The 24633-nt window shown below is 44.8% G+C and carries 20 protein-coding genes and 1 tRNA gene; 14 read left to right on the top strand and 7 right to left on the bottom strand.

Annotated features, from left to right (window positions below; translation table 11 throughout):
• The first annotated feature begins 7 nt into the window (after positions 1-7).
• The 11 genes from FAZ14_RS02205 (at position 8) to phoH (ending at position 11607) form a co-directional block, all read left to right on the top strand.
• Positions 8-751: an SDR family NAD(P)-dependent oxidoreductase gene (locus FAZ14_RS02205; RefSeq protein WP_016940884.1), complete on the top strand. Its 744-nt coding sequence runs from the start codon at positions 8-10 to the stop codon at positions 749-751.
• A 16-nt stretch (positions 752-767) separates the two neighbouring features.
• On the top strand, positions 768-1514 hold the full coding sequence (locus tag FAZ14_RS02200; RefSeq protein ID WP_029456284.1) for an SDR family NAD(P)-dependent oxidoreductase: 747 nt from the start codon (positions 768-770) through the stop codon (positions 1512-1514).
• On the top strand, positions 1511-2335 hold the full coding sequence (locus FAZ14_RS02195) for a transketolase (protein ID WP_016940882.1): 825 nt from the start codon (positions 1511-1513) through the stop codon (positions 2333-2335). Before FAZ14_RS02200 ends, FAZ14_RS02195 begins: the two co-directional genes overlap by 4 nt.
• The gene (locus FAZ14_RS02190; protein WP_016940881.1) at positions 2329-3297 is read left to right on the top strand and encodes a transketolase family protein; all 969 of its coding nucleotides are present in this window, start codon (positions 2329-2331) and stop codon (positions 3295-3297) included. The genes FAZ14_RS02195 and FAZ14_RS02190 overlap by 7 nt, the downstream gene beginning before the upstream one ends.
• 2 nt (positions 3298-3299) lie before the next feature.
• Positions 3300-4706, top strand: coding sequence for an AMP-binding protein (locus tag FAZ14_RS02185; protein ID WP_016940880.1), 1407 nt, complete (start codon positions 3300-3302; stop codon positions 4704-4706).
• The gene (locus FAZ14_RS02180; protein ID WP_016940879.1) at positions 4699-5781 is read left to right on the top strand and encodes a LuxE/PaaK family acyltransferase; all 1083 of its coding nucleotides are present in this window, start codon (positions 4699-4701) and stop codon (positions 5779-5781) included. The genes FAZ14_RS02185 and FAZ14_RS02180 overlap by 8 nt, the downstream gene beginning before the upstream one ends.
• Positions 5735-6979 carry an acyl-CoA reductase gene (locus tag FAZ14_RS02175; RefSeq protein WP_420890227.1) on the top strand — a complete coding sequence of 415 codons (1245 nt, stop codon included), beginning with the start codon at positions 5735-5737 and terminating at the stop codon, positions 6977-6979. The genes FAZ14_RS02180 and FAZ14_RS02175 overlap by 47 nt, the downstream gene beginning before the upstream one ends.
• A gap of 107 nt (positions 6980-7086) precedes the next feature.
• Positions 7087-8505 (top strand): hypothetical protein, encoded by a 1419-nt coding sequence (locus FAZ14_RS02170; protein WP_033581369.1) that lies wholly within the window; start codon positions 7087-7089, stop codon positions 8503-8505.
• A gap of 381 nt (positions 8506-8886) precedes the next feature.
• Positions 8887-9609, top strand: a complete 723-nt coding sequence (locus tag FAZ14_RS02165) for an RNA polymerase sigma factor FliA (protein ID WP_012884247.1) — start codon at positions 8887-8889, stop codon at positions 9607-9609.
• 52 nt (positions 9610-9661) lie between these two features.
• Complete coding sequence (fliZ, locus tag FAZ14_RS02160) at positions 9662-10174, top strand: flagella biosynthesis regulatory protein FliZ (RefSeq protein ID WP_016940876.1); 513 nt, start codon at positions 9662-9664, stop codon at positions 10172-10174.
• 644 nt (positions 10175-10818) lie between these two features.
• Positions 10819-11607, top strand: a complete 789-nt coding sequence (gene phoH / locus FAZ14_RS02155) for a phosphate starvation-inducible protein PhoH (protein ID WP_153507974.1) — start codon at positions 10819-10821, stop codon at positions 11605-11607.
• A gap of 70 nt (positions 11608-11677) precedes the next feature.
• On the opposite strand, the gene FAZ14_RS02150 is transcribed toward phoH, so the two are convergent.
• The 5 genes from FAZ14_RS02150 to FAZ14_RS02130 all read right to left on the bottom strand — a co-directional run bounded on the left by FAZ14_RS02150 (position 11678) and on the right by FAZ14_RS02130 (position 17760).
• Positions 11678-13282, bottom strand: a complete 1605-nt coding sequence (locus FAZ14_RS02150; protein ID WP_153507973.1) for a methyl-accepting chemotaxis protein — start codon at positions 13280-13282, stop codon at positions 11678-11680.
• A gap of 896 nt (positions 13283-14178) precedes the next feature.
• A tRNA-Ser gene (locus tag FAZ14_RS02145) sits at positions 14179-14268 on the bottom strand.
• A gap of 184 nt (positions 14269-14452) precedes the next feature.
• Positions 14453-15091, bottom strand: a complete 639-nt coding sequence (locus FAZ14_RS02140; RefSeq protein WP_016940872.1) for an RpiB/LacA/LacB family sugar-phosphate isomerase — start codon at positions 15089-15091, stop codon at positions 14453-14455.
• A gap of 329 nt (positions 15092-15420) precedes the next feature.
• Entirely contained in the window at positions 15421-15939 is a 519-nt protein-coding gene (gene fabA / locus FAZ14_RS02135) for a bifunctional 3-hydroxydecanoyl-ACP dehydratase/trans-2-decenoyl-ACP isomerase (protein ID WP_016940871.1), read from the bottom strand.
• A 90-nt stretch (positions 15940-16029) separates the two neighbouring features.
• A complete protein-coding gene (locus tag FAZ14_RS02130; protein WP_016940870.1) occupies positions 16030-17760 on the bottom strand; it encodes an AAA family ATPase in 1731 nt (576 codons plus the stop codon).
• Between the two features lie 208 nt (positions 17761-17968).
• Here FAZ14_RS02130 and matP point away from each other — a divergent pair, with 208 nt between their 5' ends.
• Positions 17969-18442 carry a macrodomain Ter protein MatP gene (gene matP / locus FAZ14_RS02125; protein ID WP_038926155.1) on the top strand — a complete coding sequence of 158 codons (474 nt, stop codon included), beginning with the start codon at positions 17969-17971 and terminating at the stop codon, positions 18440-18442.
• Positions 18443-18668: 226 nt separating this feature from the next.
• Here the strand turns inward: matP and FAZ14_RS02120 are convergent, their stop codons facing one another.
• Entirely contained in the window at positions 18669-18854 is a 186-nt protein-coding gene (locus FAZ14_RS02120; protein ID WP_016940868.1) for a GhoT/OrtT family toxin, read from the bottom strand.
• Between the two features lie 863 nt (positions 18855-19717).
• Between FAZ14_RS02120 and FAZ14_RS02115 the strand changes: the two genes are divergently transcribed.
• Both FAZ14_RS02115 and FAZ14_RS02110 read left to right on the top strand, forming a co-directional pair.
• Positions 19718-19993, top strand: a complete 276-nt coding sequence (locus FAZ14_RS02115) for a hypothetical protein (protein WP_016940867.1) — start codon at positions 19718-19720, stop codon at positions 19991-19993.
• 1200 nt (positions 19994-21193) lie between these two features.
• Positions 21194-22858, top strand: coding sequence for a methyl-accepting chemotaxis protein (locus tag FAZ14_RS02110; RefSeq protein ID WP_016940866.1), 1665 nt, complete (start codon positions 21194-21196; stop codon positions 22856-22858).
• Positions 22859-22989: 131 nt separating this feature from the next.
• Here the strand turns inward: FAZ14_RS02110 and FAZ14_RS02105 are convergent, their stop codons facing one another.
• On the bottom strand, positions 22990-24471 hold the full coding sequence (locus FAZ14_RS02105; protein WP_038926156.1) for a PepSY-associated TM helix domain-containing protein: 1482 nt from the start codon (positions 24469-24471) through the stop codon (positions 22990-22992).
• Between the last annotated feature and the right edge of the window lie 162 nt (positions 24472-24633).

The raw sequence follows: 24633 nt of genomic DNA, 5'->3' as shown, positions 1-24633 counted from the left end.
GTGTTCCATGCTGCTATCAGGAAAAACTGCTGTAGTTACAGGCTGTCTGCAAGGAATTGGCTTGGCAACATTAGATGCATTCGCTGCTGCGGGTGCAAATGTTTTTGCTTGTTGTCAGTACGCTGATGAAAAATTTCTCACCCATATAGAAAATCTTAAAGAGGAATATAAAGTTGAAATTATTCCTGTTTATTTTGATTTAATGAATTATGAGGAAATCAAGCAGGCTGCACGTCTTATACAGAAAGAAAAAAGAACGATAGATATATTAGCTAACATAGCTGGCGCTAATATTGATGCGTATTTTCACATGATGAGCTTGGAACAGTTACAAAATACATTTTCTATTAATTTTTTCTCTCAGGTTTATTTTACACAATATATAACAAAACTAATGTTAAGAGAGAAAAGAGGAAGTGTTATAAATGTTTCAAGTATATCGGCTATTGATGGTAATCTTGGGCAGTTTGCTTATTCTGCATCAAAAGCAGCAATGATTGCAGGTACAAAAACGTTAGCTGCCGAATTAGGGCCACACGGTATAAGAGTCAATGCTGTTGCTCCGGGCGTCATTAAAACACCGATGACAGAAAATCTGCCAAAGGAAGCGCTTGATCGTCAACTAGGCCGATGCGAACTAGGTCGGATTGGTTTGCCGCAAGAAGTTGCTAACACCATTCTCTACCTTGCATCAGATTCATCAAGCTATATTACTGGGCAAGTAATACGTATTGATGGCGGTATTGGATAATAAGTGGGGTTTTTATATGTTATTAAAGGGGAAGAATGTTCTCATCACTGGCACTCGACGTGGTATGGGGAAGTCGATGGTCGAGGCATTCGCTGCCAATGGAGCGAATATATATGCACACGCGCGACAGGAAACCCCAGATTTTGTGTCGTACATTCAATCCATAGCATCTAAATATCAGGTTGAAATATGGCCACTTTATTTTGATATGACTGACAGTATCGGCATGAAAGCGGCGATTAAAAAATTGATGGCAGAAAAAAAAACCATTCATGCGCTAGTAAATAATGCTGGGATTACGTTAAATTCATTATTTCAAATGACTACGGAAGATATTTTAAGAAGACAGTTTGAGGTGAATTTTTTTTCTGTCTTTCTTTTTACTCAATATATTTCCAAGCTTATGGTCAGACAGAAAACAGGAAGTATTATCAATATTTCTTCGACAGCTGGGGAAGATGGGAATCCTGGTAAATCAGCTTATGGTGCTTCTAAGGCAGCAGTCATCGCTATGACTAAGTCGATAGCCGCTGAATTAGGTGAGTATGGAATACGAGCGAATAGTATAGCACCCGGAGTTACAGATACAGAGATGTTGGAGACATTACCTGCATCTGTCCTTGAAGAGGCTATAAAAAATACGAAAATCCTTCGGGTTGGTAAGCCTGAAGAAATTGCTGATACGGCAGTCTTCCTTGCATCGGATTTATCGACCTATATTACAGGTCAGGTCATCCGCGTTGATGGAGGATTAACATTGTGAATGACATGGCTGCATTGTTTGACTCTGCACGCAATATACGAAAAAGTATATTACAAGTCGCTTATAATGCACCCAGTGATGGTGTTCATATATCTCCCGCTTTATCAATAGCCGATATACTCTCTGTGGTTTATGGTTCAAAATTACGTTACAACCCTGAAGATATAATAAATAAAAACCGAGATACATTTATTTTAAGTAAGGGACATGCAGCGTTGGGGCTTTATGCTGCGTTGAGAGAGTTTGGTATAATTAGCCAGGATGTTCTTGATACCTTCGAAGTAAATGGCTCTATTCTACAAGTTCATCCAACAAAATGTCCTGAACTAGGAATTGATTTTTCTAGTGGGAGCTTGGCTCAGGGGCTATCATTTGGTATCGGTCTGGCGCTAAGTTATCGATTAAAAAAACAGCCCTGGCATACCTATATTCTTGTTGGTGATGGTGAGTGTAATGAAGGTGCAATTTGGGAGGGTGCATTTTTCGCTGCGCAGCAACGCTTAGATTCATTGACTGTTATTGTAGACAATAATGGATTACAGTCTGATGGTTTTACCAGAGACATAATGAATATTAGTCTATCCTCTGTATGGCGTGCATGTGGCTGGTGTGTTGTTGAGTGTGATGGCAATAACATTAGCGATCTCATAAAAGCATTCGATGTGTCTAATAATAAGAAACCCAAAGTTATTATAGCTAATACCATAAAAGGAAGGGGTGTTTCTTTCATGGAAAATAACAAAGAGTTTCATCGAAATAAGCTATCTAAGCAGCAATATATAGATGCTTTGGCTGAGTTAGATGAGGGGGCGAAATGTTAGAAATAAAACCATCAAATATCCGCTCATGGTCGATGCTGGGGTCAAGGGGGACATTTGGTGTCGTACTTTTAGAGTTGGCTCATCAGTATGACAATCTGGTAGCATTATCAGCTGATTTATGTAAATCATCAGGGTTAGATCGTTTTAACAGTGCGTACCCCGAGCGTTTTTTTAATGCTGGAATTGCTGAACAAAATATGATCGGCGTTGCATCAGGTCTGGCCGCTGGCGGATTTATTCCATTTGCAACATCTTTTGCGAATTTCCTAACCATGCGAGCAGGTGAACAAGTCCGTCATAATTTAGGATATATGAATGAAAATGTAAAAATAGTTGGATTAGCTAGTGGTATCGCTACCGGGATGTTTGGTGCGACACATCATGGAATAGAGGATATTGCTGTTCTAAGAGCAATATCAAATATTACTATACTCTCTCCCGCAGATTGCACCGAAACAGCCAAAATGACAGAAGCTGCGTTGCTCCACCAAGGACCAGTATACATTCGGCTCACCGGAAATATGAGAGCACCTGTTGTATATAATTCTGACTATGAATTATCAATAGGTAGAGCTATCAAACTAAAGGATGGAGGCGATATATGCATTGTAGCAACAGGGAGTATGGTTTATCCATCACTGAAAGCAGCAGATATATTAGAACATGAAGGAATTAAATGTTCTGTTATCAATATGCATACTATTAAGCCTCTGGATTATAAAGCTTTAGATGATATTTCTGATAAGAAATTAATTGTTACAATTGAGGAGCATAGCACTATTGGCGGATTGGGTAGTGCTGTTGCTGAGTATTTAGCAGATAAGGAAAATCGACCAAGACAACTGATTATAGGTATCCCTCAAGGATATCCACATGCAGGCGATTATGATTACTTGTTGTCAGTGAGTGGATTAACAGTGACTGATATTGTAATGAAAATCAAAAAAAACATAAGTGATTAATTATGTTTCTTAATATAGAAAAGCATCCAGTTCAAAGCCTTGTTGCAGTTGATGAGAATTGCAATGAGTTATCTTATGGTGAATTAGTCTGTAATATAAATGCTTTTTCAGGGAAAATAAAAAAAAGGACATTAGTTTTTTGCTTTACCGAGAATTCGATCGGTAGCCTATTTGGCTATACTGCTTTTTTATCAAATCAAGTTGTTCCTCTTTTATTTAATAAAAATATCGAATCTAAATTCTTGGATAATCTGATTGATATATATCAGCCTTATTATCTTTGGCGGCCGGTTTCTGAATGGAATGATAACTATAGGGTTGTCTTTAGATTATATAATTATGAACTGGTTGAGACTGGTTTTCGTAATTACGAAATTCATGATGAATTAGCATTGCTTATAACCACATCTGGTTCGACAGGGAGCCCAAAGCTCGTTAGGCAGAGTTATACGAATATAATAAGTAACGCTTCTAGCATATCGAGTTATCTGAATATTGATAAGACCGAGAGAGCCTTGGTAAATTTACCCATGTACTATGTATATGGTCTATCTATTATCAATAGTCATTTGTTAAATGGAGCTACACTTTTATTAACAACCAAAGGACTAATGCAGAAGGACTTTTGGGAGTTTGTCAAAGAATATCAGGCATCATCCTTTTCTGGTGTTCCCTATACATATGAAATGCTAAAAAAGATAAGATTTTTAAATATGGAGTTACCATATTTGAAAACGATGACTCAGGCTGGTGGCAAATTATCACATGAGCTACATAAAGATTTTGCTGAGTATGCCAAAAAAAATGGAAAGCAATTTTTTGTCATGTACGGTGCAGCTGAGGCCACGTCGCGGATGGGATATCTCCCACCAGACGTTTCTTTGGAAAAAATTGGTAGTATAGGCATCAGTATTCCTGGTGGTCAGTTCTCTATTATTGACACTAATGGCATTGAGATTACTGAAAATAATGAGATTGGGGAATTAGTATACCTTGGTGATAATGTGACTTTAGGTTATGCACAGTCTCGTCTTGATCTCGTTAAGGGAAATGAGAGAAATAACCGACTTGAAACAGGTGATATAGCCCGTAGAGACGATGACGGTTATTATTATATTGTTGGAAGGAAAACGAGATTCTTAAAATTATTCGGGAATAGAATAAACCTGGACGATATAGAAGGGTTGATAAAAGAGAAATTTCCTGGCACTGAATGCGCATGCAATGGTATTGATGATAAAGTGAATGTTTTTGTCACTGAGCCAGAGCACATTGATGCAATAAAAAAAATGTTATCAAGCAGTATGAAGATAAATCATACTGCGTTCAGTATTAAGGTTATTCCTGAAATACCTAAAAATGAAGCCGGGAAAATATTATATTCAAAGTTGGACTGCAACGATGATTAAATATGATGATATATTTTCAATTCCACCATATTCGCTAGATAAGAATCAAAAAAAAGAGATTTTTATAAACAGACTGAGTTACTTGACCGCACACCACATTAAATCATGCAAAGCATATAAAAATATGCTAGATGGCATTTATTTCAATGCTGATAATGTAAACGATGTTGCTGACTTCCCATTTTTGCCGGTATCTCTTTTTAAAAATCTTGATTTATGCAGTGTTGATGAAAACGAAGTTATAAAAACAATGACATCATCCGGCACAACAGGACAGCAGGTTTCAAAAATTTTTTTAGATAAGATTACCGCCTCCAATCAGCAACGGGCATTTGTCAAAATAGTGAGTGACTTTACTGGTGCTTCACGCCTTCCGTTAATGATTATAGACACGCCGACCGTCATGAAGGATAGAAATCTCTTTTCTGCACGCGGTGCAGGGATTCTGGGTTTCTCTATTTTTGCATCAGATAAAATTTTTTGCCTTGATGATGCAATGAATATTGATGTTGATGCTATTGAGCGTTTTTTATCCAAGCATAAAGATAAAAAAATATTACTATTTGGGTTTACTTTTATGGTATGGCAGCACTTTTATAAAGTTGTCAAAGAGAAAAATATAAAAATAGATCTTTCAAATGCTGTGCTTATTCATGGTGGTGGATGGAAAAAACTACAATCGGAAGCTGTCTCTCAATCTGACTTCTGCTCTCTTTTGAAAGGGACTTTCGATATTAACCAAATAGTTGACTATTATGGTATGGTTGAACAGACTGGATGCATATATATGGAGTGTGAGCATGGGCATCTTCATGCAAGCTCTTTCTCTGATATTATAATTCGAAATCCTAAAGATTTCTCAGTTCTCCCTAATGGTTTCCCTGGTATTATTCAGGTTTTATCCCTGCTACCAGAATCATACCCTGGACATTCATTATTAACCGAGGATGTCGGTGTTATTTTGGGTGAAGATAATTGTCCTTGTGGGCGATTAGGCAAATACTTCAAAGTATTAGGTAGGCTCCAAAATGCTGAACTCAGAGGATGTAGTGATACCTATGCATCACAATTTTGATAATATAACTATATTAGTAGGTAATGAGACGTTTCTTGAACTGCTACCAGACATCAGTCCTTTGACTGCATTTGAAAACAGGGTTATTGATTTTTTGGATTGCCTGTCGAAGCTTATATTTAAAAACCCTAATGCAAAAAGATATCCTGACATAATTACTTTGGCTTTCTGGTGCAGAAAGGCATCTATCATCAATATAAAAGAAAAAGAGTATCCTACGTTAGATTCTCGGCTGGGGCGTGGTATCGCATTTCATATAGCCCCGTCAAATGTCGCATTAAATTTTGCATATTCACTGCTTGCTGGGTTAATGACGGGTAATGCAAATATCGTGAGGGTCCCGTCAAAACTATTTCCACAGATTGATTTGTTTTGTAATGAAATTAATCGAGCATTAGAGAGTTTTCCAGACTTAGCACCTTACATTATTCTTCTTCGCTATCCTCGAGAGAAACAGATTAATGATTATTTCTCGTCAATATGTCGAACTAGATTAATATGGGGTGGTGATTTGACAATTGAAATGCTTCGCAATTCTCCAACGCCTCCTAGATGTATTGATATTGTTTTTTCCGATCGATACTCTATTTGTGTTATTGATGCTGATTCTTATTTGAAAAATAACAATAAAGAGAAGGTTGCTATCGATTTTTACAATGACACTTTACTTTCAGACCAGAATGCATGTACTTCTCCTGGATTGGTTGTGTGGCTTGGTAAAGATAAAGATGCCGCAAGGAATCTATTTTGGGAGAAGTTTACAAAACTGGCTAATGAAAAATATGAGCTCAGTGATGTCGCTGCCGTTAAAAAATTAGCTGACTTCTATAGGCTTTGTGCAGAAAACGAAGGAGTTAAGAAAAATGCTGATGGTAACAATACAGTTTTCAGAGTTGAATTAAATTCTCTGAAGGCTACAACAATGGAGTATTCAGGAAATTGTGGCTACTTTATGGAGTATTTAGCTAGTGATATTTCTGAGATATACCCTGTATGTAGTGAGCGGTGTCAAACACTTTCTGTACTTGGAGTCAGTAATAAAGTTATACATGATTTTATCTTGAAGTACAAACCGCCTGGTATTGACAGAATTGTACCAATTGGGGAAACGCTGAATTTCTCCATGAAATGGGATGGCTATGACTTAGTGTACGCTATGACGCGTAGTATATACTCACAATCTAGTAAATATGTTTAATGGGGGATTTCCTGATTTAGAGTTAATCAAAATATATTTTAAAAGATTCTACTTCGGTCACCCTCCCATTTTCACCAGTCATGATAAATATCAATAAGAGGTTGTTAATGTCAAATTACTCTAACGTTAAGTCAACTCACCAATACTATCGAGATATATTTAGTCTGGATCTAAAAATTGGTGATATTGGTGATTTACCAAAAGATATTATCTATGATGTTCTTTTTAAAAAAAGTTGTGATATTTTCTCTTTAAATAAAAAATTAGAAAATAGTCAGAGCAAGTTGCCAGAAAAACAAGATAGAGCATTAAAATTCTTATTAAACGCTATTGCTTTATCTAACCTTGCGTTGGATGGTAAATGGAATGGCCAGCAAGTAAAACTACCGGCAGAATATGTGGATGGCATTATTGGCTATTTGAGTGATGCTATTGATCTGGAACCCAGTCTTGAATATTTAGTTATCTCTATTCAGATGTTATTTCGTATTGGTGCGATAGAGCACGCTATAGCATTGATTGAAGATAACTTAGATGCCTTGGAAGATGTACCGATTATATTTAAAATATTACTGCTTACGTGTGTTCTCGAAGAGAATTATGATTATGCGATGTTACTAGCAAAAAAAATGACTGCTAATTCTTACATGATTGGAGAAGATCCATTAACGTTGTTGATGATAGTGACAACAATATTCAAGAATGGTGGTTATCCTGATTCATTTATTGATTTTAATTCACTGATATCTAAAAAAGAGGACATTCCTTACGATCATTATCAGTGGTTACTGAATAGACGGGTCGATAATGATAAGCCTACAGTGTTGATCGCCTGTGATGTTAAGTATTATCAGCAGCATGCATCATATTTGATTTTTTCTCTTTATGAGACTAATCGAGAAAATCTTAATGTACATCTCCATATCTATGATATTGATGATGCAACAATTGAAGACATTAATAGTAAATGTACACAATTCCCTGAGCTGAATATTTCTTGCACAAATGAGCCTGTTGGTCGTGCATTTGGTATTAACGTACACTATGCCTGCAGACGATTTACGGCTGCAAACTATTTATTACCAATATTTAAAGGGCCGGTGTTGATTGTTGATGCAGACTCTCTGATAAAAAATAATTGGCAGTCTGTTGAAGCACTTCTATCGTCAGCAGATATAGCACTAACGAAAAGTACTGGTGCACCATTTTGGGAAAAAGCAATCGCTGGATTTGTTTATCTCAGCGGCAGTGAACAGTCCAGACGTTTTATCAAAAAAGTTGCTCTTTTTATATGGCACAATTTAGCGAAGGATAACGCTGCTTGGTTTTTGGATCAAGTGGCGCTGTCTGCTGTGTTGGATGGTGTGGATGTATCAGCCCGTATTGTACGAATTGATACATCGTTCGCTTTTGACGTGAATCACAAAGAAGGTGCTTTTATCTGGGCAGTAACCACCATTAAGAATGGGGATACTCCTTATTCGACATACAAACATTATCTTTCTGAAAAATATAAAAAATCGTAATTGTTAATTTGGTTGATAAGATGGCCTGTTACTTGGGTCGTCTTAATTTACAATTCTGTTTTTGGGCGGTAATTTATTGTTGAGTAAGCTGATTCTATTTCGATGACTGATTGGCTCAGTTTACTTTCTTCATCATGACAATTATTGTGTTAATAGTTTCTTTCATTATCAGTCAGTAACCGCACATCAATATCGCAAAAAATGTGCCTTTCCTGGTGGGACAGGTATCCACTTTGCGCTATAGCCGCTACAATTTTCAGAAATGGGAATCTGGCAGCATATCTGAAAAAAGCCTTTTTTCTGCACCTATTCTTCCGATTGTCATCGTATGCTAAACGCATAATGATGTTGAGCACCTTAATTTTATAGGTATTTATCACTGTGAGCGAACTGTATACCGCTGAAGGCACAATGGATAAAAATTCATTATGGAAGCGCTATGTTCCGTTGGTGCGCCATGAAGCCTTGCGGTTGCAGGTTCGTCTTCCGGCGAGCGTTGAGCTTGATGATCTCCTGCAGGCAGGGGGCATTGGGCTGCTCAGTGCCGTAGAGCGTTATGATTCGTTGCAAGGTACGGCATTTACTACCTATGCCGTGCAACGTATTCGTGGCGCGATGCTGGATGAGTTGCGCAGCCGGGACTGGGCGCCGCGTAGTGTCAGGCGTAACGCCCGGGAAGTGGCGCAGGCAATGCAGCAGGCTGAACAGTCACTCGGCCGGGCTCCAACCGAACAGGAAGTGGCCCAAACCCTGAACATCTCGTTAGAGGAATATCGTCAGATTCTGCTGGATACCAACAATAGCCAGTTGTTTTCTTACGATGAGTGGCGGGAAGAGCATGGGGATAGCGCTGAGGCGTTACTGGAAGGGAATGAGGATGCCAATCCATTAAACCTGTTGATGGACGTAAATCTACGTCAACGGGTGATGGACGCGATTGAAAACCTGCCAGAGCGCGAAAAAATGGTGTTGACTCTCTACTACCAGGAAGAACTGAACCTGAAGGAAATCGGTGCGGTTCTTGAGGTGGGCGAGTCGCGCGTTAGTCAGTTGCATAGCCAGGCGATAAAGCGTCTGCGTGCAAAATTAATGAGTGACGTTTAATTTGGAGCACACAGACATGTAGTTGTACCACCCTACAGTCAGGAATGGACTCATGCCTCAATCAACCAGGAAGAAGCAGCTTCTTAGCCGTTATTTAAAGGACTTCAAGCACAGACAAACACACTGCGCGCATTGCGCCAAAGAATTGGATCGTGTGTCGCTGGTATTTCGTGATCAGCTGATCAACAAGAAGTCGATTGCCATGATGGATAGACTGATTGACAACACGATCTGGGAGTCTGTGCAGGAAGAACTTGTCCCGCTATGCCGTTTTTGCAGCGAGGTCTCCTGCAATACGCACGCCAATTATTTCGATATCAAAGCGTTTACGCAGTATTTGATAGAGCAGACAGAAGTGCGACACAGCACTATGCGTGAATATGTCATTCGCTTACGACGTCTGGATGAACTACTGTTGGCGAAAAATTATCCACAGGAAAGTTTCACCTCAGACGGTAATATTCAGCAGCGTGTCTGCGATTATTTACCTGATATCGAGCAAAACACATACCGCAGTGCCCTGCGCAAGTACGACCAATACCTGCACTGGCAGAAACACTACTAACCCCTGGATTCCTCCGTCAGTTGGCGGAGGATATCTCCCTTGCACGAATCCCGTGTGACTAATCCAATATATACCCGTCACGCTTGAAGTTGCCGGCGTGTTGCCCTGCAACTCGAATTATTTTGGGTACAACTGGCCTGACCCAGAGTGGGCGCAATATAGAGTTTTATGTTATGGCTATGCAAAAATACTTGCCATGACGGGGCAACATATAGCACTGTCATCGTAATGACATCTACGGACGGTAATTTCATCCCAGATGTCGGATGCCTGATGCGGTCAATCATTATTCATCCGAATAGTTATTGTCACAGTGAGGAGTGCGAATGGTAGAGTCCTTCCCTGGACGGAATAGTCAGCAAATTCGCCCGTTTCTGCCGCCTTACCGAGGCGGAGGTTCTCTCTCCCGCTCCGTTTTTTCACTGTCTCCCGGTTGTTGCGATAATCCCCATAGAGCGATTTCCGCTCCATTCATCTATGCCAATGTTGAACTCGACTCTCCGCAGGGGGAACGGTGTCGGTTATGCATTGGCTTTCGTCATTTCCAACGCTACGGCTTAATAAGGAAGCCAAACCTCATTTGTGAACAAAACACCGTCGATCTCAGATCGTTCGGTCAGTGAAACAAACTGTAAGGTGCCACTATGGGAAGACAAAAAGCAGTGATCAAAGCGCGTCGTGAAGCCAAACGTGTTATCAGACGTGAATCGCGCGGCTATCGTCAGCGTGAAGAAGATTCGGTCACTTCTCTGGTTCAGTTGGGCGGCATTGAAGCTATCGGTATGGCGCGTGAGAGCCGTGACACCTCAGTCATTGAGGCCCGAAACCCGGCGCAGGAACACTACTTGTCTGCAATAGAAAATAAACAGTTAATCTTTGCCACCGGCGAGGCGGGTTGTGGCAAAACGTTTCTCAGTGCGGCCAAAGCGGCTGAAGCACTGCTTCATAAAGAGGTTGAACGCATTATCGTGACACGGCCAGTCTTGCAGGCTGAAGAAGATCTTGGCTTCCTGCCGGGCGACATTGCGGAGAAGTTCGCGCCGTATTTTCGCCCTGTCTATGACGTGTTGCAACGTCGACTTGGCTCTTCCTTCTTGCAGTATTGTCTGCGACCGGAAATTGCTAAAGTGGAAATTTCACCGTTTGCTTACATGCGTGGGCGTACGTTCGAAAATGCCGTGGTGATCCTGGATGAGGCCCAGAACGTTACCGTCAATCAGATGAAGATGTTCCTGACGCGCCTGGGTGAGAACGTGACGGTGATTGTTAATGGCGATATTACCCAGTGTGACTTGCCTGCCGGTGTAAAATCCGGTCTGCGGGATGCGCTGGAGCGGTTTACGGAAGACGATATGGTCAGCATCGTAACCTTTGGTAAAGAGGATTGTGTGCGTTCGGAGTTGTGTCAGCGGACGCTGGTGGCCTATTCCTGATACCGGGTTAACATCCATGTAAAAAGGGTTGCTCTCGCAACCCTTTTTTATCGCTATACCTGTTGATGACTTAGCGGTGGCTCAGACGCAGGTGGCTGGCACCACTCATGGTGTGCGAGTCAGTAAAGTGAGAGCCCGCTTCGAGTTTGAAAACTTCGACCGACTGACGCAATTTGGTTGCCTGTTCGTTCAGTGAGTCTGCGGCCGAGGAGGCTTGTTCCACCATGGCGGCATTCTGCTGTGTGACGCCTTCCATCTGGTTAATGGCGGTATTGATCTGGGAGATACCGCGGCTCTGTTCTTCGGAGGCCAGCGATACTTCGTTGACCAGGTTAGACACGTTTTGAATCACGCCTTTCACATTGCTGATAGCGTCGCGGACCTCATCGGCCTGCACCGCACCGTGTTTCACCGCGGTAATGGCACTGTCGATCAGGCTCTTGATCTCTTTGGCGGCGGACGAAGAGCGTTGTGACAGTGTGCGTACTTCACCCGCAACCACTGCAAAGCCCCGGCCATGTTCACCTGCCCGAGCGGCTTCTACCGCGGCATTCAGTGCTAGAATATTGGTCTGGAACGCGATGCCTTCAATCAGGTTGGTGATATCGGCCACTTTGGCGGAGCCATTGGCGATCTCTTCCATCGCATGTACCATACGTTGTACCGCTTCGTCACCGTGCTGAACCGCAACACTGGCCTGCTGACCCAGTTTATTGGCTTGTGCGGTATTGTCGACGTTACTTTCGATCGTGGATGAAATCTCATGCATGCTGGCGGCGGTCTGTGCCAGAGAAGAGGCCTGCTCTTCTGTACGTGCTGAGAGGTCTTCATTGGCAGCAGCGATCTCACCGGATGCCGTTGACACACTCTCGCTGGCAGAACGAACGTCGGACAATACCATCGCAAAACGTTGAATCAGATTATTGAACGCGCTTGATGTCTGGCCAATTTCGTCATTTTTGCTGGCATCGGCATGTAAAGTCAGGTCCAGGTTTTCGCTGACGGTAATCAGTGTCTGGCGTAAGGCATTGAGGCTGCTACGCACGTAACTGATGATCACCGTGGAGAAGGTGCCAGCAACGAGCAATGCCACCACAATCAAGCCAATCAGCCCAAAAAACGCTTGCTTGAAACTGGTATTGTTTTGCTCCTGCAGTCCGCCAGCCAGCGTGACATTATAGTCGTACTGGTCCTGGAACCCTTTCACCAGTTTTTCCTGGGCCAGAGTGACATAGCCCTGGGAGGAGAACGCTTTTTCTGCTGCCTGCGTGTCGGATTGCGCTTGCTGAAACAGCTTATCTTTCGCGGCACGGAAATCATTCAGGTATTGCAGATTATCATTCGCCATCTGTAAATCTTTGGGATCTGAAATCAAATCCTTCTTGTAAATGGCATTCAGTTTTTCAACTTTGGCGAGCGACTCATCGAGTGCGCGTTTTAAGGTAGTACGTTGTTGCTCATCTCTGGTTAGAAAGATAAGTGCCAGCGCGTTGCGGGCATCATTTAATGTGTTATTCGATCTCACGAGATTATCGAGGCTGGGTAAGGTATTCACCATCACATATTCCAGGCGGTCTTTTGACTGGCTAAGTGATTGAAGTCCAAAGCCACCGACGCTAATCAGTGCAAGGGCGAAGATACTGATTACGATAGCGAGTTTTTTTACGATAGTCATGTTGGAATACTCCGCCAAGGAAATAATCGATGGTAAAAATACAAAGGTTCAATACTCTTTCGGGAGTAAATTTATTTTATTTAGATTAAGTGAACATTAATGGAAATAAAAAATAGCTTTGTATTTTCTTCCATTGGTAAGTATAACCTGAGTGACTAATTATTATTTAATTTTGTTGTTTTACATCAATGTTTTATCTGTTTGACTCACTGTGAGTTGCTTTACTTTGCGAAAAAAATATTAGTAGACAGATACATAATACGGATTGTTATATGAAATAAGCGTTAATGTTACTCCGACACAGGAAAAACAGCGTTTTATCATAAGTACTGGTATTTCTATCATTTATCAGGTGATGAGATATTGTGTCTAACAGTCTGGGAGGGGGGAATGGTCGGTCAGGATTGACTCGCGCATGGCGCTCGCCCTACGGGCCGCCTGCGGCGGTCCAAAACGGCAGGCCGTTTTGTCGACCCCTGTCGGGGATTCTCGTCCATCCCGTCACCGGTTAAAAACAAAAACCCCAGACTTTCGTCTGAACAGAAAAGGGGGGCGTGAGCTGAGCTGGTCGGTCGGGATTGACTCGCGCGTGGCGCTCGCCCTACGGGCCGCCTGCGGCGGTCCAAAACGGCAGGCCGTTTTGTCGAACCCTGTCGGGGATTCTCGTCCATCCCGTCACCGGTTAAAAACAAAAACCCCAGACTTTCGTCTGAACCGAAAAGGGTGTGAGATGGTCGGTCGGGATTGACTCGCGCATGGCGCTCGCCCTGCGGGCCGCCTGTGGCGGTCCAAAACGGCAAGCCGTTTTGTCGACCCCTGTCGAGGCTTCTCATCCGTCCCATCACCGGTTAAAAACAAAAACCCCAGACTTTCGTCTGGGGTTTTTGTTTTTAATCTGGCGGTGAGGGAGGGATTCGAACCCTCGATACGTTTTCACGTATACACACTTTCCAGGCGTGCTCCTTCAGCCACTCGGACACCTCACCGGATTGTTACCTCAAGGGCAACGGGGCGCTACTATAGGGAGTCACCCAGTTATGGTCAAGCAGTATTTCTGGCTTTTAAAGCGTCTGGCTAACAGTTGTTCGACCTGAACAGGCGTGCACCGAATTACCGATAAAAAAAAGACCACCGCGCATGCGGTGGTCGGGATAACACCAGCTGACTGAATTAGTTCAGCAGGGATTTGATGAAGCTGGTCAGCTCCGCATTGGTGCTGTTGGCGAAGAAATACTCCTGGAATTTCGGACCAGCGATAGCGCCTTTAACCAGATCCTGATCCAGACCTTTCAGAATGGTGATCAGATCGTTATAGGTCACTGCTTTTACTGCATCCAGAATTTTCTTGTTACGCTGCTGCGGTGCAACGCGATCGCTCGGGTAACCACGGCCACCTTCTTCTTTGAACAGCTGAGTGAACAGGTTTTCCAGATTTAGTTCAGCACCCCAGCCAAAGCCTTTAGCGTAAGGCAGAGAAACGGCATTACCGTTATTGATCTGAGAGAACAGGTAAGCGTCAGACGGGTCAACAACCAGACCACAGATTACACCCGGGAAAGAGTTACAGGCCAGCATCGCACCCTGACCCGTACCACAACCTGTGACCACGAAATCAGCGGCACCGGAGTTCAACAGGATGGCAGCCAGAATACCGTTCTGGATGTAGGTCAGCTGTGCAGCGTCTTCAACAGCATATTGACCGTAGTTGTATACGGTGTGACCCATCGGTTCAACGGCTTTGGACAGAGCAGTCGCGATAATCGCGTTTTTTGCAGCCTGGCTGTTCTCGTTAATCAGTGCAATTTTCATGTTCGTTCCTTTAAGTGTGCGGACAACTACATTTTTTAAAACACTATTTCATTTCAATTGACCCAGTATACCTTGCTCGTCAGAAACCGCAAACCACCAGAAACCGGAATTGATCGCAAAAACGTGACCTGTTCGACCATCTTGTGATGACCGCTGCTGCTGTGATGTGTTGTACGAATGGGCTGGGTTGCCGGACGGCGTATTTAATGTGCTAACGGCACAGGGTAAGGGGGGAGGTATCAGGCATAACAGAAATATCAATAGCAAAACGCGGCGTTATCGCCGCGTTTTTTCTATTCATCTCATCGCTATTGATAAGCGATGCGGAATTAGAATGTGCTGGTATCTTTGAACAGACCGACTTTCAGATCGGTTGCTGTATAGATCAGGCGACCATCAACCAACACTTCGCCGTCGGCGATGCCCATAATGAGCTTACGGTTGATAACGCGCTTGAAATGGATGCGATATGTCACTTTTTTAGCATCCGGCAGCACTTGCCCGGTGAACTTCACTTCGCCTACGCCCAGCGCACGACCTTTACCTTCGCCGCCCAGCCAGCCGAGATAGAAACCAACCAGCTGCCACATTGCATCCAGACCCAGACAGCCTGGCATCACCGGGTCACCGATGAAGTGGCAACCGAAGAACCACAGATCAGGATTGATATCCAGTTCTGCTTCCACATAGCCTTTTCCGTGCAGACCACCGTCTTCGGTCATAGAGATGACACGATCCATCATCAGCATGTTGCCGGCTGGCAGTTGTGGCCCCTGTGGCCCAAACAGTTCACCGCGTCCGCTGGCGAAAAGATCTTCTTTTGAATAGGAATCGCGTTTGTCTACCATGTTTCTATAAGCCCTGTTTTTGTGGAGCAGGCAGGTTAGCGTACAGATGTACGCTGAGCAAGTCTGTTGCTTCTGGCCCAACCAGTTTCTTTAACGGAAAAACCACGGAAAGCGACGCCGCTCCGGTGGTGCCAACTGCGCGATGCGTTCACGGATCGCTGCCAGCAGGCTGGGTTGATGTTCATCGTCGTAAGGCACCTGCGTCAAGAGCGTCAGGGCTTCGGCGACCGAATCCACGACATAGATATGGAACTGCTCTTTGCGTACGGCGTCAATGACGTCTGGCAGCAGGCATAAATGACGTTGATTGGTCGATGGGATTATCACCCCTTGCTTACCTGTCAGGCCGCGACGCTGACATACCTCGAAGAATCCTTCAATTTTTTCGTTAACGCCGCCAATGGGCTGTACGTGCCCAAACTGGTCGACGGAACCGGTCACCGCCAGTTGCTGATTGATAGGACATTGCGACAACGCACTCACCAGCGCGCTAAGTTCAGCCAGTGATGCGCTGTCACCATCGACCTCGCCATAGGACTGTTCAAACACAATCGAGGCGGAGAATGGCAGTTGTTGCTCGAGTTCCAGCTCGGAAATCAGAAACGCCTGCATGATCATCATACCTTTAGCATGCAGGTTGCCACCCAATTCGGCCTTACGCTCGACATCGGTGAGTTCGCCATCGCCAGGATGGACCACACAACTGATACGAGCTGGCTCACCAAACATCAGCGGGTAACCGGGGTATTCCAGCACTGACAGGCCATTGACCTGGCCAATCATGTCGCCTTCGGTTTCGATCAGAACCTGACCCAGTTCGATTTCATCCTGCATGCGCTCAGACAGATACCCTTCGCGCCAGCGGCGTGCCGTGACGGCATCAATAAACGCTTGCCCGGTAATCTCCTCCTGGCGCGTATAGAGCGCCGCGTGCTTGAGCTGGTGCGTCAGCCATTGCGGGCATAATGGCACATTACCTTGATCACCACTATAGCGCACAGCCAGTGAAAACAGCTCTGGCCAGGCATCGGCGGCCAGCAGCGGCAACTGATTTTCCAGACATAACGCGTTGATGTAAGAACACCAGTGCACCATATCTTCCGGTTCGATTAATTGCAGGTGCGACTCAAATTCACCATAGATCGCCAGTTCGCCCAGTTCTGGCTCCATGTCATGGATATCGCCCAGACTGTCACGATCGCCGAGTACAACCAGACGCAAGTCGACTGGCATCGGCGGGATCTCTACCGGTAACGGTCGTCGCTCATCAGGAGACAACCAGTGATATTGACCATCAATGATGATTTGCTTAAGCCGCAGCCACATCAACGGCTGCGCCAGCAATGTCCGTGCGGACAGGATCAGCGTGCCGCCGTTGACGCGGTGGAGCAGGCCGGGTTGCAGAGTGATATCGTCTTTGTATATCCGCACACAGCCAAATAGCTGTTCCGGTTCGATCCATTCCTGGTAGCCGCAACGCAACGTAGCCGCAAAATTGTCATCCGGATACTGGGCTGGCTGAATGCTGATCTGCCGTCCATCAATATGATAACGATAGCCAGATAACGTTTCTGGTTGCCGCGCAGGTAACTGCGCGATGGCGTTGGCGATCAAAGCCAGATAAGCATTATTTTCCTGTGCCTTCAGCAACATAAACTGCGATGGCGAGCGGGGATGGCAAAAAATCGTCAGTGCATCGGCAAGCCGAGGCTGTACCGCAGAGAATTCAGCGGGGGCGAGTTGGGCTGCCTGGGAGAATAACGTCTGATATGGCGTATGATCGGGCAGCAGTTGCTGCCATTCGAGTCGGTTATTGGTCAAAGTATCTGCTGTAATCGTTTAAAGGAAAACCGTAATTATACAAGAATTCTCAAGGCTGCATACGTGCTGAGTTGGGAGAGGTTAACAAGAGAGCATTCAGAGGCCATTCTGGGCGAAAAATAACCAGACAGGGATTGCCTGGAGTGGGAATATCGGGCAACAATGGGGGCAAGTTCAGGCACGTTACACGGTCACTAAAGAATAATGTATGAAATATCAACAACTAAAAAATCTTGAGTGCGGCTGGAAGTGGAAGTACCTGGTTAAAAAACATCGCGAGGGTGAGCCGATAACGCGCTTTATTGAGCAAAGCGCAGCCGATGAAGCCGTCAGCCGACTGCTGAAAATGGAAAGCCAGCCGGTATTGGTGCTGGAGTGGATTGCGCAGTGCATGAATCCGACGCTGGAGAATCGCATGAAGCAGACGATCCGCGCCCGGCGTAAACGGCATTTCAACGCCGAACACCAGCACACCCGTAAAAAATCTATCGATCTGGATTATCTGGTGTGGCAACGCCTGGCGGCACTGGCGCAGCGTCGCGGCATTACCCTGTCAGAAACCATTGTGCAATTGCTCGAAGATGCCGAGCATAAAGAAAAGTATGCCAGCCAGATGTCGCTGCTCAGACAAGACCTCCAGGCCATGCTGAATCAACCACCGGAAAATGACGTTTCGGGCTGAAATACGTCGGCGATAACGCGCCATTTCGCCAGTTAAGTTTGTCGATTAATAAGAGGGGGGTTACTCGTTAAGTGGTGTTAATGCGTTATCCCTTCCCGATTAATGCAGTGAGTTCCATCACAGATTTCAGATCTCATACCCGACAGCACCTGACCGTTCAGCACGCCAACACATTTCAACATGCTAACTGATTGTCCTGAGACTTAAATTATTTTGAGTATAATAATTAAAAAAATGAAAAAACGATGACGACGGGAAAACTTAATGGCCAGGTGATGCCAATTAATATGGAGGCTAAAAAACGCATTATTAACGAATTATCTTTGCTCATAAAAAAAGTAAATATCATCGAGACCGCAAGGCCCAGGAAATAGAGGGTTCTGATCATTTCCCACAGGTGATGGTGTGACATATTTACTTCCTTATGGTTGCAGGGGCGTGTATTCTATGCCGTTAAAATTTTACGATCAATCGATTAACCTACCTGAATAATGTCTGCACGGACATACCGGCGGAGAAACCTTGTTGCACGGCCACTAAGTGAGCATCGCCACTGTTGTGACGAACTCCCACCATAGGCACCTGAATACCGCAAAAATGTTAACAGCAGTGAATGTCGCCGCTGTGAGACACTCAGCCGTAAGATTTGCTTTGTAATAATATTACACAGGGTCACGGTTTATTTCTGTCAGATATGTCAAAGAATACAAATCCAGAATAGTCTGAGCTGCATTTATCCCTTTTTTATACCCGTCATACTTCAAGTTGCAGGTGTGTTGGCGGTGTTAATTCACCCGAATCACTTACCTGAGTAAGCTCATCGGGATGAAATGAGAGACATCCTGTCTCTCACCAGAGGCCAGCCGTTGGCTGGTCAAATTCGTTCCCGACGAATTTGTCACTCTCTTGCCGCGTTACAAGGCTCTAATTAGCCTTGCCCTAAAGGACCAATGCGTGGCGTTGTTCAAAACGCAGTGCGTTTTGTCATGCAACTCGAATTATTTGGGGTATAGATAATTATTTATTTTCAGGCAAAGTATAAAACGCAGTGAGTGGCTGTGATAAAAGTCGCTACTCACGAGGTATAGTCAGAACACGCTTAAACAAGGGGTGGGTTAAAAAGAATAAAATTGAGATCTATATCACATCAAAAACACGTATTTTTTATATTTTTTTGTTATTTATATGACAATTATATTAATTTTTTGTTTCAGTATGGACTTTGTCAAAGGACTGGCATAGTTTGAGACTTTATCCTGCCAGAAAGGTAATGAAATGAGTGAGATATCCAGTCTGTCGCTGAAAATACCATCAGAGCTGAAAGAAAAGATTAAAGCCGCCGCGTTGGAAAACGAGGTTTCTATCAGCGCTGAGGTCAGTGCCCGTTTGCTGAGAAGTTTTGATATCGACGATCATGCCGATGATACTGATGAGGCAGAGATCGTTGATAGCCAGAACACGGAAGAGCTCGTCGAGCAACCGCTGACGGCGAAGGAAATCAAAAAGCTTCGCCAGTTGCTCAAAGGCAAAGGAACCTCCAGGAAGAAATAATCCTCGCCTTGTATGCTGTATCAGCCTTAAGTGGTACAGCATTTATCTTGTTTTTCTCCCTTTAGTTTGAGCGACTGCTCTCCCTGCCTCATCAATAGCGTTGATGCATGCGTCTTATCCCAGTATGCACGATAGCAACAGCGCCGTCGCAAAAAGGGGTCAGCCTGAAGGAACGTTTACCTGACTCTGACTACTCAGTTCTCATCGATGCAGTTCTCATCGATGATTGTTAGCTCAGAATGTGGGGTGAATTGCTTGCTATGATATCGGTTGTCGACCACTCCAGTGCTAATACTCCAGCGCTAACAGGTGTGAGCGGCGAAGATGAGCGTACCGTATCGGGTGTATGTGAATAAAGCGGGGCGTCGTTTTGCCGGGTGTTTACCCGAAAAAGTAAACATCGCGCTATCTTTCCAAAAAAACACCGAGTATTTTCCTGCACTATCGTAGATCGTTGTGTGTTCCAATGATAAGTATTTTCGGATAAAAAATATTACTCAAAAAATATTGCTTAAATAGACAGTCACATTATTTATCGCGTAATGATATGGAAAATTTTGTAAGATTTTTCTGTCAGCAACAACAAGAGACTTACTATTCTTTTTATAATATGAAACAATCCATCATCGGTGTGATTTCATCACAGAGATGACGCTGATAATGAGGATGGCAGGATGCCGAATCCGATTATTGCAATCAATATCTTATAGATATAACCGTGTCATTCACCAGACTCAAAACTAAACCATGCATGGTTGCTTTAGCGACGGATTCATCGCAGGAAATGATAATCATGGAGGATAATGTGATTTCCAGATATAAAATATACGGTAAACGTATTCATTGTACTAACCAAAACAATGTAAGACTCGACTTTCCCTTATGCGCATTTCCGCAATGCGCATGGCATCACACAGATGTTGTCACATGGTGCACAGGTAAGAGATCAGTGTTGTTATCTTATTTTACATCCTTTCTCTACCCCAGATAATTTGAGTTTCAGGACAACGCGCTTGTGTGCAACGCGTTAGCCCTCTAGGGCAAGGTCCAAGCTTGAAGTATGGCGTTTATAGAGGGTGAATCCATGATTCATGAAGCCAAAAGATGAATCGACCAAGGTGTGGGACCTGGTAAGTATAAATTATTTACCCATCGATTTATCGGATTGTAAACGAAAGGATTTTATTAAAGGGGCTCATAATGAATTTTTCCAATTTAAAAATAGGTTACAGACTAGCAATCGGATTTTCATTTCTTATTGTTATGTTATTGATTTCAGGCGCTGTGGCATTAAGCAATTTGAGCAATTTTAACCAAAAAATGGATCATACTGTTTCTGAACTTTATCCGCTGACAGAAAAAGGAAATAAATTAATTGATGAATTGAATGATGCATTGCTGGGACAGCTGTTTGTTTTAATGTCAGATTCCGTGGCAGATATTCAAAAGCAAAATGAAGAGATTAAAGCGCACTCTGCGGAAATTACGACTTTACTGACTGAGTTGAATAAAGACGTTAAAGATGCCCATTCTATTGGTTTGCTTAAAGATATCCAGCAGATTCGCAGCGAGTACACCTTGTCAGCGAATAAATTGATGGACCTGGCAAGTCGTGGGAACAAGCGTGAAGCTATAACGGAATTGATGAGTGTCTCTCAGGCGTTACAGCAAAAATATAAAAGCAAAGTCGCCGAATTCATCAATTATCAGGATAGCCAAATGATTAGCGCACAAGATATGGTGCAAAAGAGTTATAACGAAATTCGTATGATGCTGTTGATGGTTTTTATCATCAGTATTGTGGCAGGTGGACTGATTGCTTGGGGAATTACCCGTAGTGTGACGCGGCCATTGCAGGAGGCGCTCATACTGGCTGAGAAAGTGTCCAAAGGTGATTTAACGTCCGAACCCTCAGTGTGTACACAAGATGAAACCGGGAAGTTATTGCACGCACTGTATGGGATGAATGACAGTTTGTGCAATATCGTCAGTCAGGTCCGCGAGGGCGCGGAAACCATTTCTTCCGCTGCCTCGCAGATTGCATCAGGTAATCAGGATTTGTCTGCCCGAACGGAGGAACAGGCCAGTTCGCTGGAGGAAACCGCCGCGTCGATTGAACAACTGACCGCGACTATCAAAAATACGGCGGCCAATACGGAACACGCGGCGTCACTGGCGGGACAGGCTTCCGACATTGTACGTCAGAGTGGTGAAATGATGGTGGATGTCACCCGGGAGATGCGTGAAATACGCGATGGGTCTCAGCGTATGGCTGAAATTATCGGAGTTATCGACAGTATTGCCTTCCAGACCAATATTCTGGCGCTGAATGCCGCCGTGGAAGCTGCCCGGGCCGGTGAGCAAGGACGAGGGTTCGCGGTAGTGGCCAGCGAAGTTCGTGCTCTGGCACAACGCAGTGCGAATTCAGCCAAGGAAATTAAAGAGCTGATTGATAACTCGGTGCGGAAAGTGCAGGACGGCATGTTGCTGGTAGAAAACACGGAGCACACGATGGGGGCAGTGATCGATAATGCGCACAACACTGATAGCGTGATTACGGAAATCGCGAGGGCCAGTCTGGAGCAAAGTGAAGGCATTAATCAGATAAACCTGGCGATCGGCCAGATCGATACAACGACGCAACAGAATGCCGCCCTGGTAGAAGAGTCCGCAGCGGCGGCGTTATCGCTACAGGAACAGGCGCAAACGCTGGCGAAGACCGTCAGTGTATTCAAGCTGAGCCATTCTGGTTCAGGGAAAGGAACGTTGCGGCGCGAATCAGCAGGAAAAGGGGGGACGCTGACCGGATTACCGGGCACAAAAAACGCGAACGTGTCTGATACACCGGAATGGGCAATCTTCTGATCAACGATTCATTGTTGATGCAAATAAAAACCGCAGCCTGACAGCATGTCGCTGCGGTTTTCACATCCAGACGCGAGCATTACCAGAGAATAGCGTGGTGGTTGCTTATCTCAGCTATCTCATTAAGTTGGTTACCCAACGTGCCGATGTCGTGACCATCGCCAGATGTCGACGACCAGAAATAGCACCAGACTGACCCCCATGACGGGCAGGCTAACCATCAGCACACCTGAAATGACTAACACCAGCAGTCGCAGAGGTACAGCCAATTGCAAGAACGCTGTGGTTAAGGTCTGTACCGGGTTGCGGGCAGAGGCATATGCCGGACGTCGTATCCACCACATGCGATATCCCCAGACAATCAGGCAGCAAAGCCCGAGTCCAAAAGCAGCGAGCAACAACTGGTTGGGCAGGCCGAATAGTACGCCCATATGAGCGTCAATGCCCCAGCGAGTCAGTTTGGCGGCCAGTGGATAGTCGGCAAAGCGGACTTTATCTATGACGTGGAACGTTGTTGGGTCAACGGCAACCGAATCAACCTGTGTTGGCCATGACCGATCAATTTCGCTGACAGTCCAGGCTCGCTGAGGTTTGAGTGATGGGCGAATCTCTATTTTCCCGGCATCAATACCCGCGCCTCTGGCGGCGGCTAGTACGTTATCGAAGATCTGCGGTGTGACAGGGGTGGGCATCGCAGGCATAGACATCATGTGATGTTCTGCATGTGGTGACGCTGGCGTGTTCGGCACCGTATCCAGATGGGTATTCACCGATGGGGTTTGCCAGCCGAGTACAGCGCGAAGCTGGGCAACATTGTCACCTGCCCAGCGTGACCAGGTCAGACCGGTTGCTGAAAAGAAGAGCAATCCAAGCAGCAACAGCAGGCCGAGGGACGCATGATTGCGGCGTAATCCCTGACGTTGCCGGACGGGGCTTGGGCGCTTGCTGGTGGAACGACGACGTGAACGAGGCTGCACTTTGCGGGTCGAGAGCCAGATATAACCCCCTCCCAGTGCTGCAATCCATAGCCAGGAGGCGGCCAGTTCGCTGTAATGGCGACCAATATCGCCCAGCAACAGGTTGCGATGCAGATAATCCAGCGCGGTGCGAAACGGCAAAATACCACTGGTGCCATAGACGGTCAGTGCGCCACGAATATCAAGGGATACCGGGTCCACGAAGACCGCAAAACTTTCTGATGGGCCGAGTTCTGGCAGAGAATACATCACCCGGGTCGTCTGCCCGGCACCAGGTGCGGGTCGAACGGCGGTCAGTCGGGCATATTGCGCCTTATCACCCAGCGCATGCGCTGCCGCGTCAATTTGGTGCGACAGCAACTGCGGCGTTCCGCTGGTATCGGTAAACAACTGCTGGGAATAGAGCTTTGTTTCAATCTGGGGAGTTAGCACATAGAGCGTGCCCGTCAGGGCTGCAATAAAGATAAACGGGCCAACAAATAGTCCAATATAAAAATGCAAACGCATCAATAATGCCTGCATCGCGATACGTTGAGACCGAACCAGATTGTCGTGGCTCGCGTTTTGCACGGGCGACACATCCGTGAGTGTTTCTGCCTGATGGATGCGGGTGGTGACTGTTTTTGACTCGGACATAACCTCTCCAATAGCGTAAACCTGCCGCCGACAGCGGATATTTCTACGCTTGTTGGCGGGCATTGTTGTTCACCGGCACTGAAATCACCTTCTCATTGATGAAATCAGCTGTAAGCGTGTGATGTGACACCACGCCTGATGAACACTATGTTTATGAACACT

It is taken from the genome of Dickeya oryzae (assembly GCF_009372235.1).
In the GTDB taxonomy this organism is placed as follows: domain Bacteria; phylum Pseudomonadota; class Gammaproteobacteria; order Enterobacterales; family Enterobacteriaceae; genus Dickeya; species Dickeya oryzae.
This window is presented reverse-complemented; position numbering and strand designations above follow the sequence as displayed.

What these genes read in the sequence shown, in the direction of transcription:
- FAZ14_RS02205 (WP_016940884.1), top strand. Translation starts at nt 8, where the DNA reads ATGCTGCTATCAGGAAAAACTGCTGTAGTTACAGGCTGTCTGCAAGGA.
- FAZ14_RS02200 (WP_029456284.1), top strand. Translation starts at nt 768, where the DNA reads ATGTTATTAAAGGGGAAGAATGTTCTCATCACTGGCACTCGACGTGGT.
- FAZ14_RS02190 (WP_016940881.1), top strand. Translation starts at nt 2,329, where the DNA reads ATGTTAGAAATAAAACCATCAAATATCCGCTCATGGTCGATGCTGGGG.
- FAZ14_RS02185 (WP_016940880.1), top strand. Translation starts at nt 3,300, where the DNA reads ATGTTTCTTAATATAGAAAAGCATCCAGTTCAAAGCCTTGTTGCAGTT.
- FAZ14_RS02180 (WP_016940879.1), top strand. Translation starts at nt 4,699, where the DNA reads ATGATTAAATATGATGATATATTTTCAATTCCACCATATTCGCTAGAT.
- FAZ14_RS02175 (WP_420890227.1), top strand. Translation starts at nt 5,735, where the DNA reads ATGCTGAACTCAGAGGATGTAGTGATACCTATGCATCACAATTTTGAT.
- FAZ14_RS02170 (WP_033581369.1), top strand. Translation starts at nt 7,087, where the DNA reads ATGTCAAATTACTCTAACGTTAAGTCAACTCACCAATACTATCGAGAT.
- fliZ (WP_016940876.1), top strand. Translation starts at nt 9,662, where the DNA reads ATGCCTCAATCAACCAGGAAGAAGCAGCTTCTTAGCCGTTATTTAAAG.
- phoH (WP_153507974.1), top strand. Translation starts at nt 10,819, where the DNA reads ATGGGAAGACAAAAAGCAGTGATCAAAGCGCGTCGTGAAGCCAAACGT.
- FAZ14_RS02150 (WP_153507973.1), bottom strand. Translation starts at nt 13,282, where the DNA reads ATGACTATCGTAAAAAAACTCGCTATCGTAATCAGTATCTTCGCCCTT.
- FAZ14_RS02140 (WP_016940872.1), bottom strand. Translation starts at nt 15,091, where the DNA reads ATGAAAATTGCACTGATTAACGAGAACAGCCAGGCTGCAAAAAACGCG.
- fabA (WP_016940871.1), bottom strand. Translation starts at nt 15,939, where the DNA reads ATGGTAGACAAACGCGATTCCTATTCAAAAGAAGATCTTTTCGCCAGC.
- matP (WP_038926155.1), top strand. Translation starts at nt 17,969, where the DNA reads ATGAAATATCAACAACTAAAAAATCTTGAGTGCGGCTGGAAGTGGAAG.
- FAZ14_RS02120 (WP_016940868.1), bottom strand. Translation starts at nt 18,854, where the DNA reads ATGTCACACCATCACCTGTGGGAAATGATCAGAACCCTCTATTTCCTG.
- FAZ14_RS02115 (WP_016940867.1), top strand. Translation starts at nt 19,718, where the DNA reads ATGAGTGAGATATCCAGTCTGTCGCTGAAAATACCATCAGAGCTGAAA.
- FAZ14_RS02110 (WP_016940866.1), top strand. Translation starts at nt 21,194, where the DNA reads ATGAATTTTTCCAATTTAAAAATAGGTTACAGACTAGCAATCGGATTT.
- FAZ14_RS02105 (WP_038926156.1), bottom strand. Translation starts at nt 24,471, where the DNA reads ATGTCCGAGTCAAAAACAGTCACCACCCGCATCCATCAGGCAGAAACA.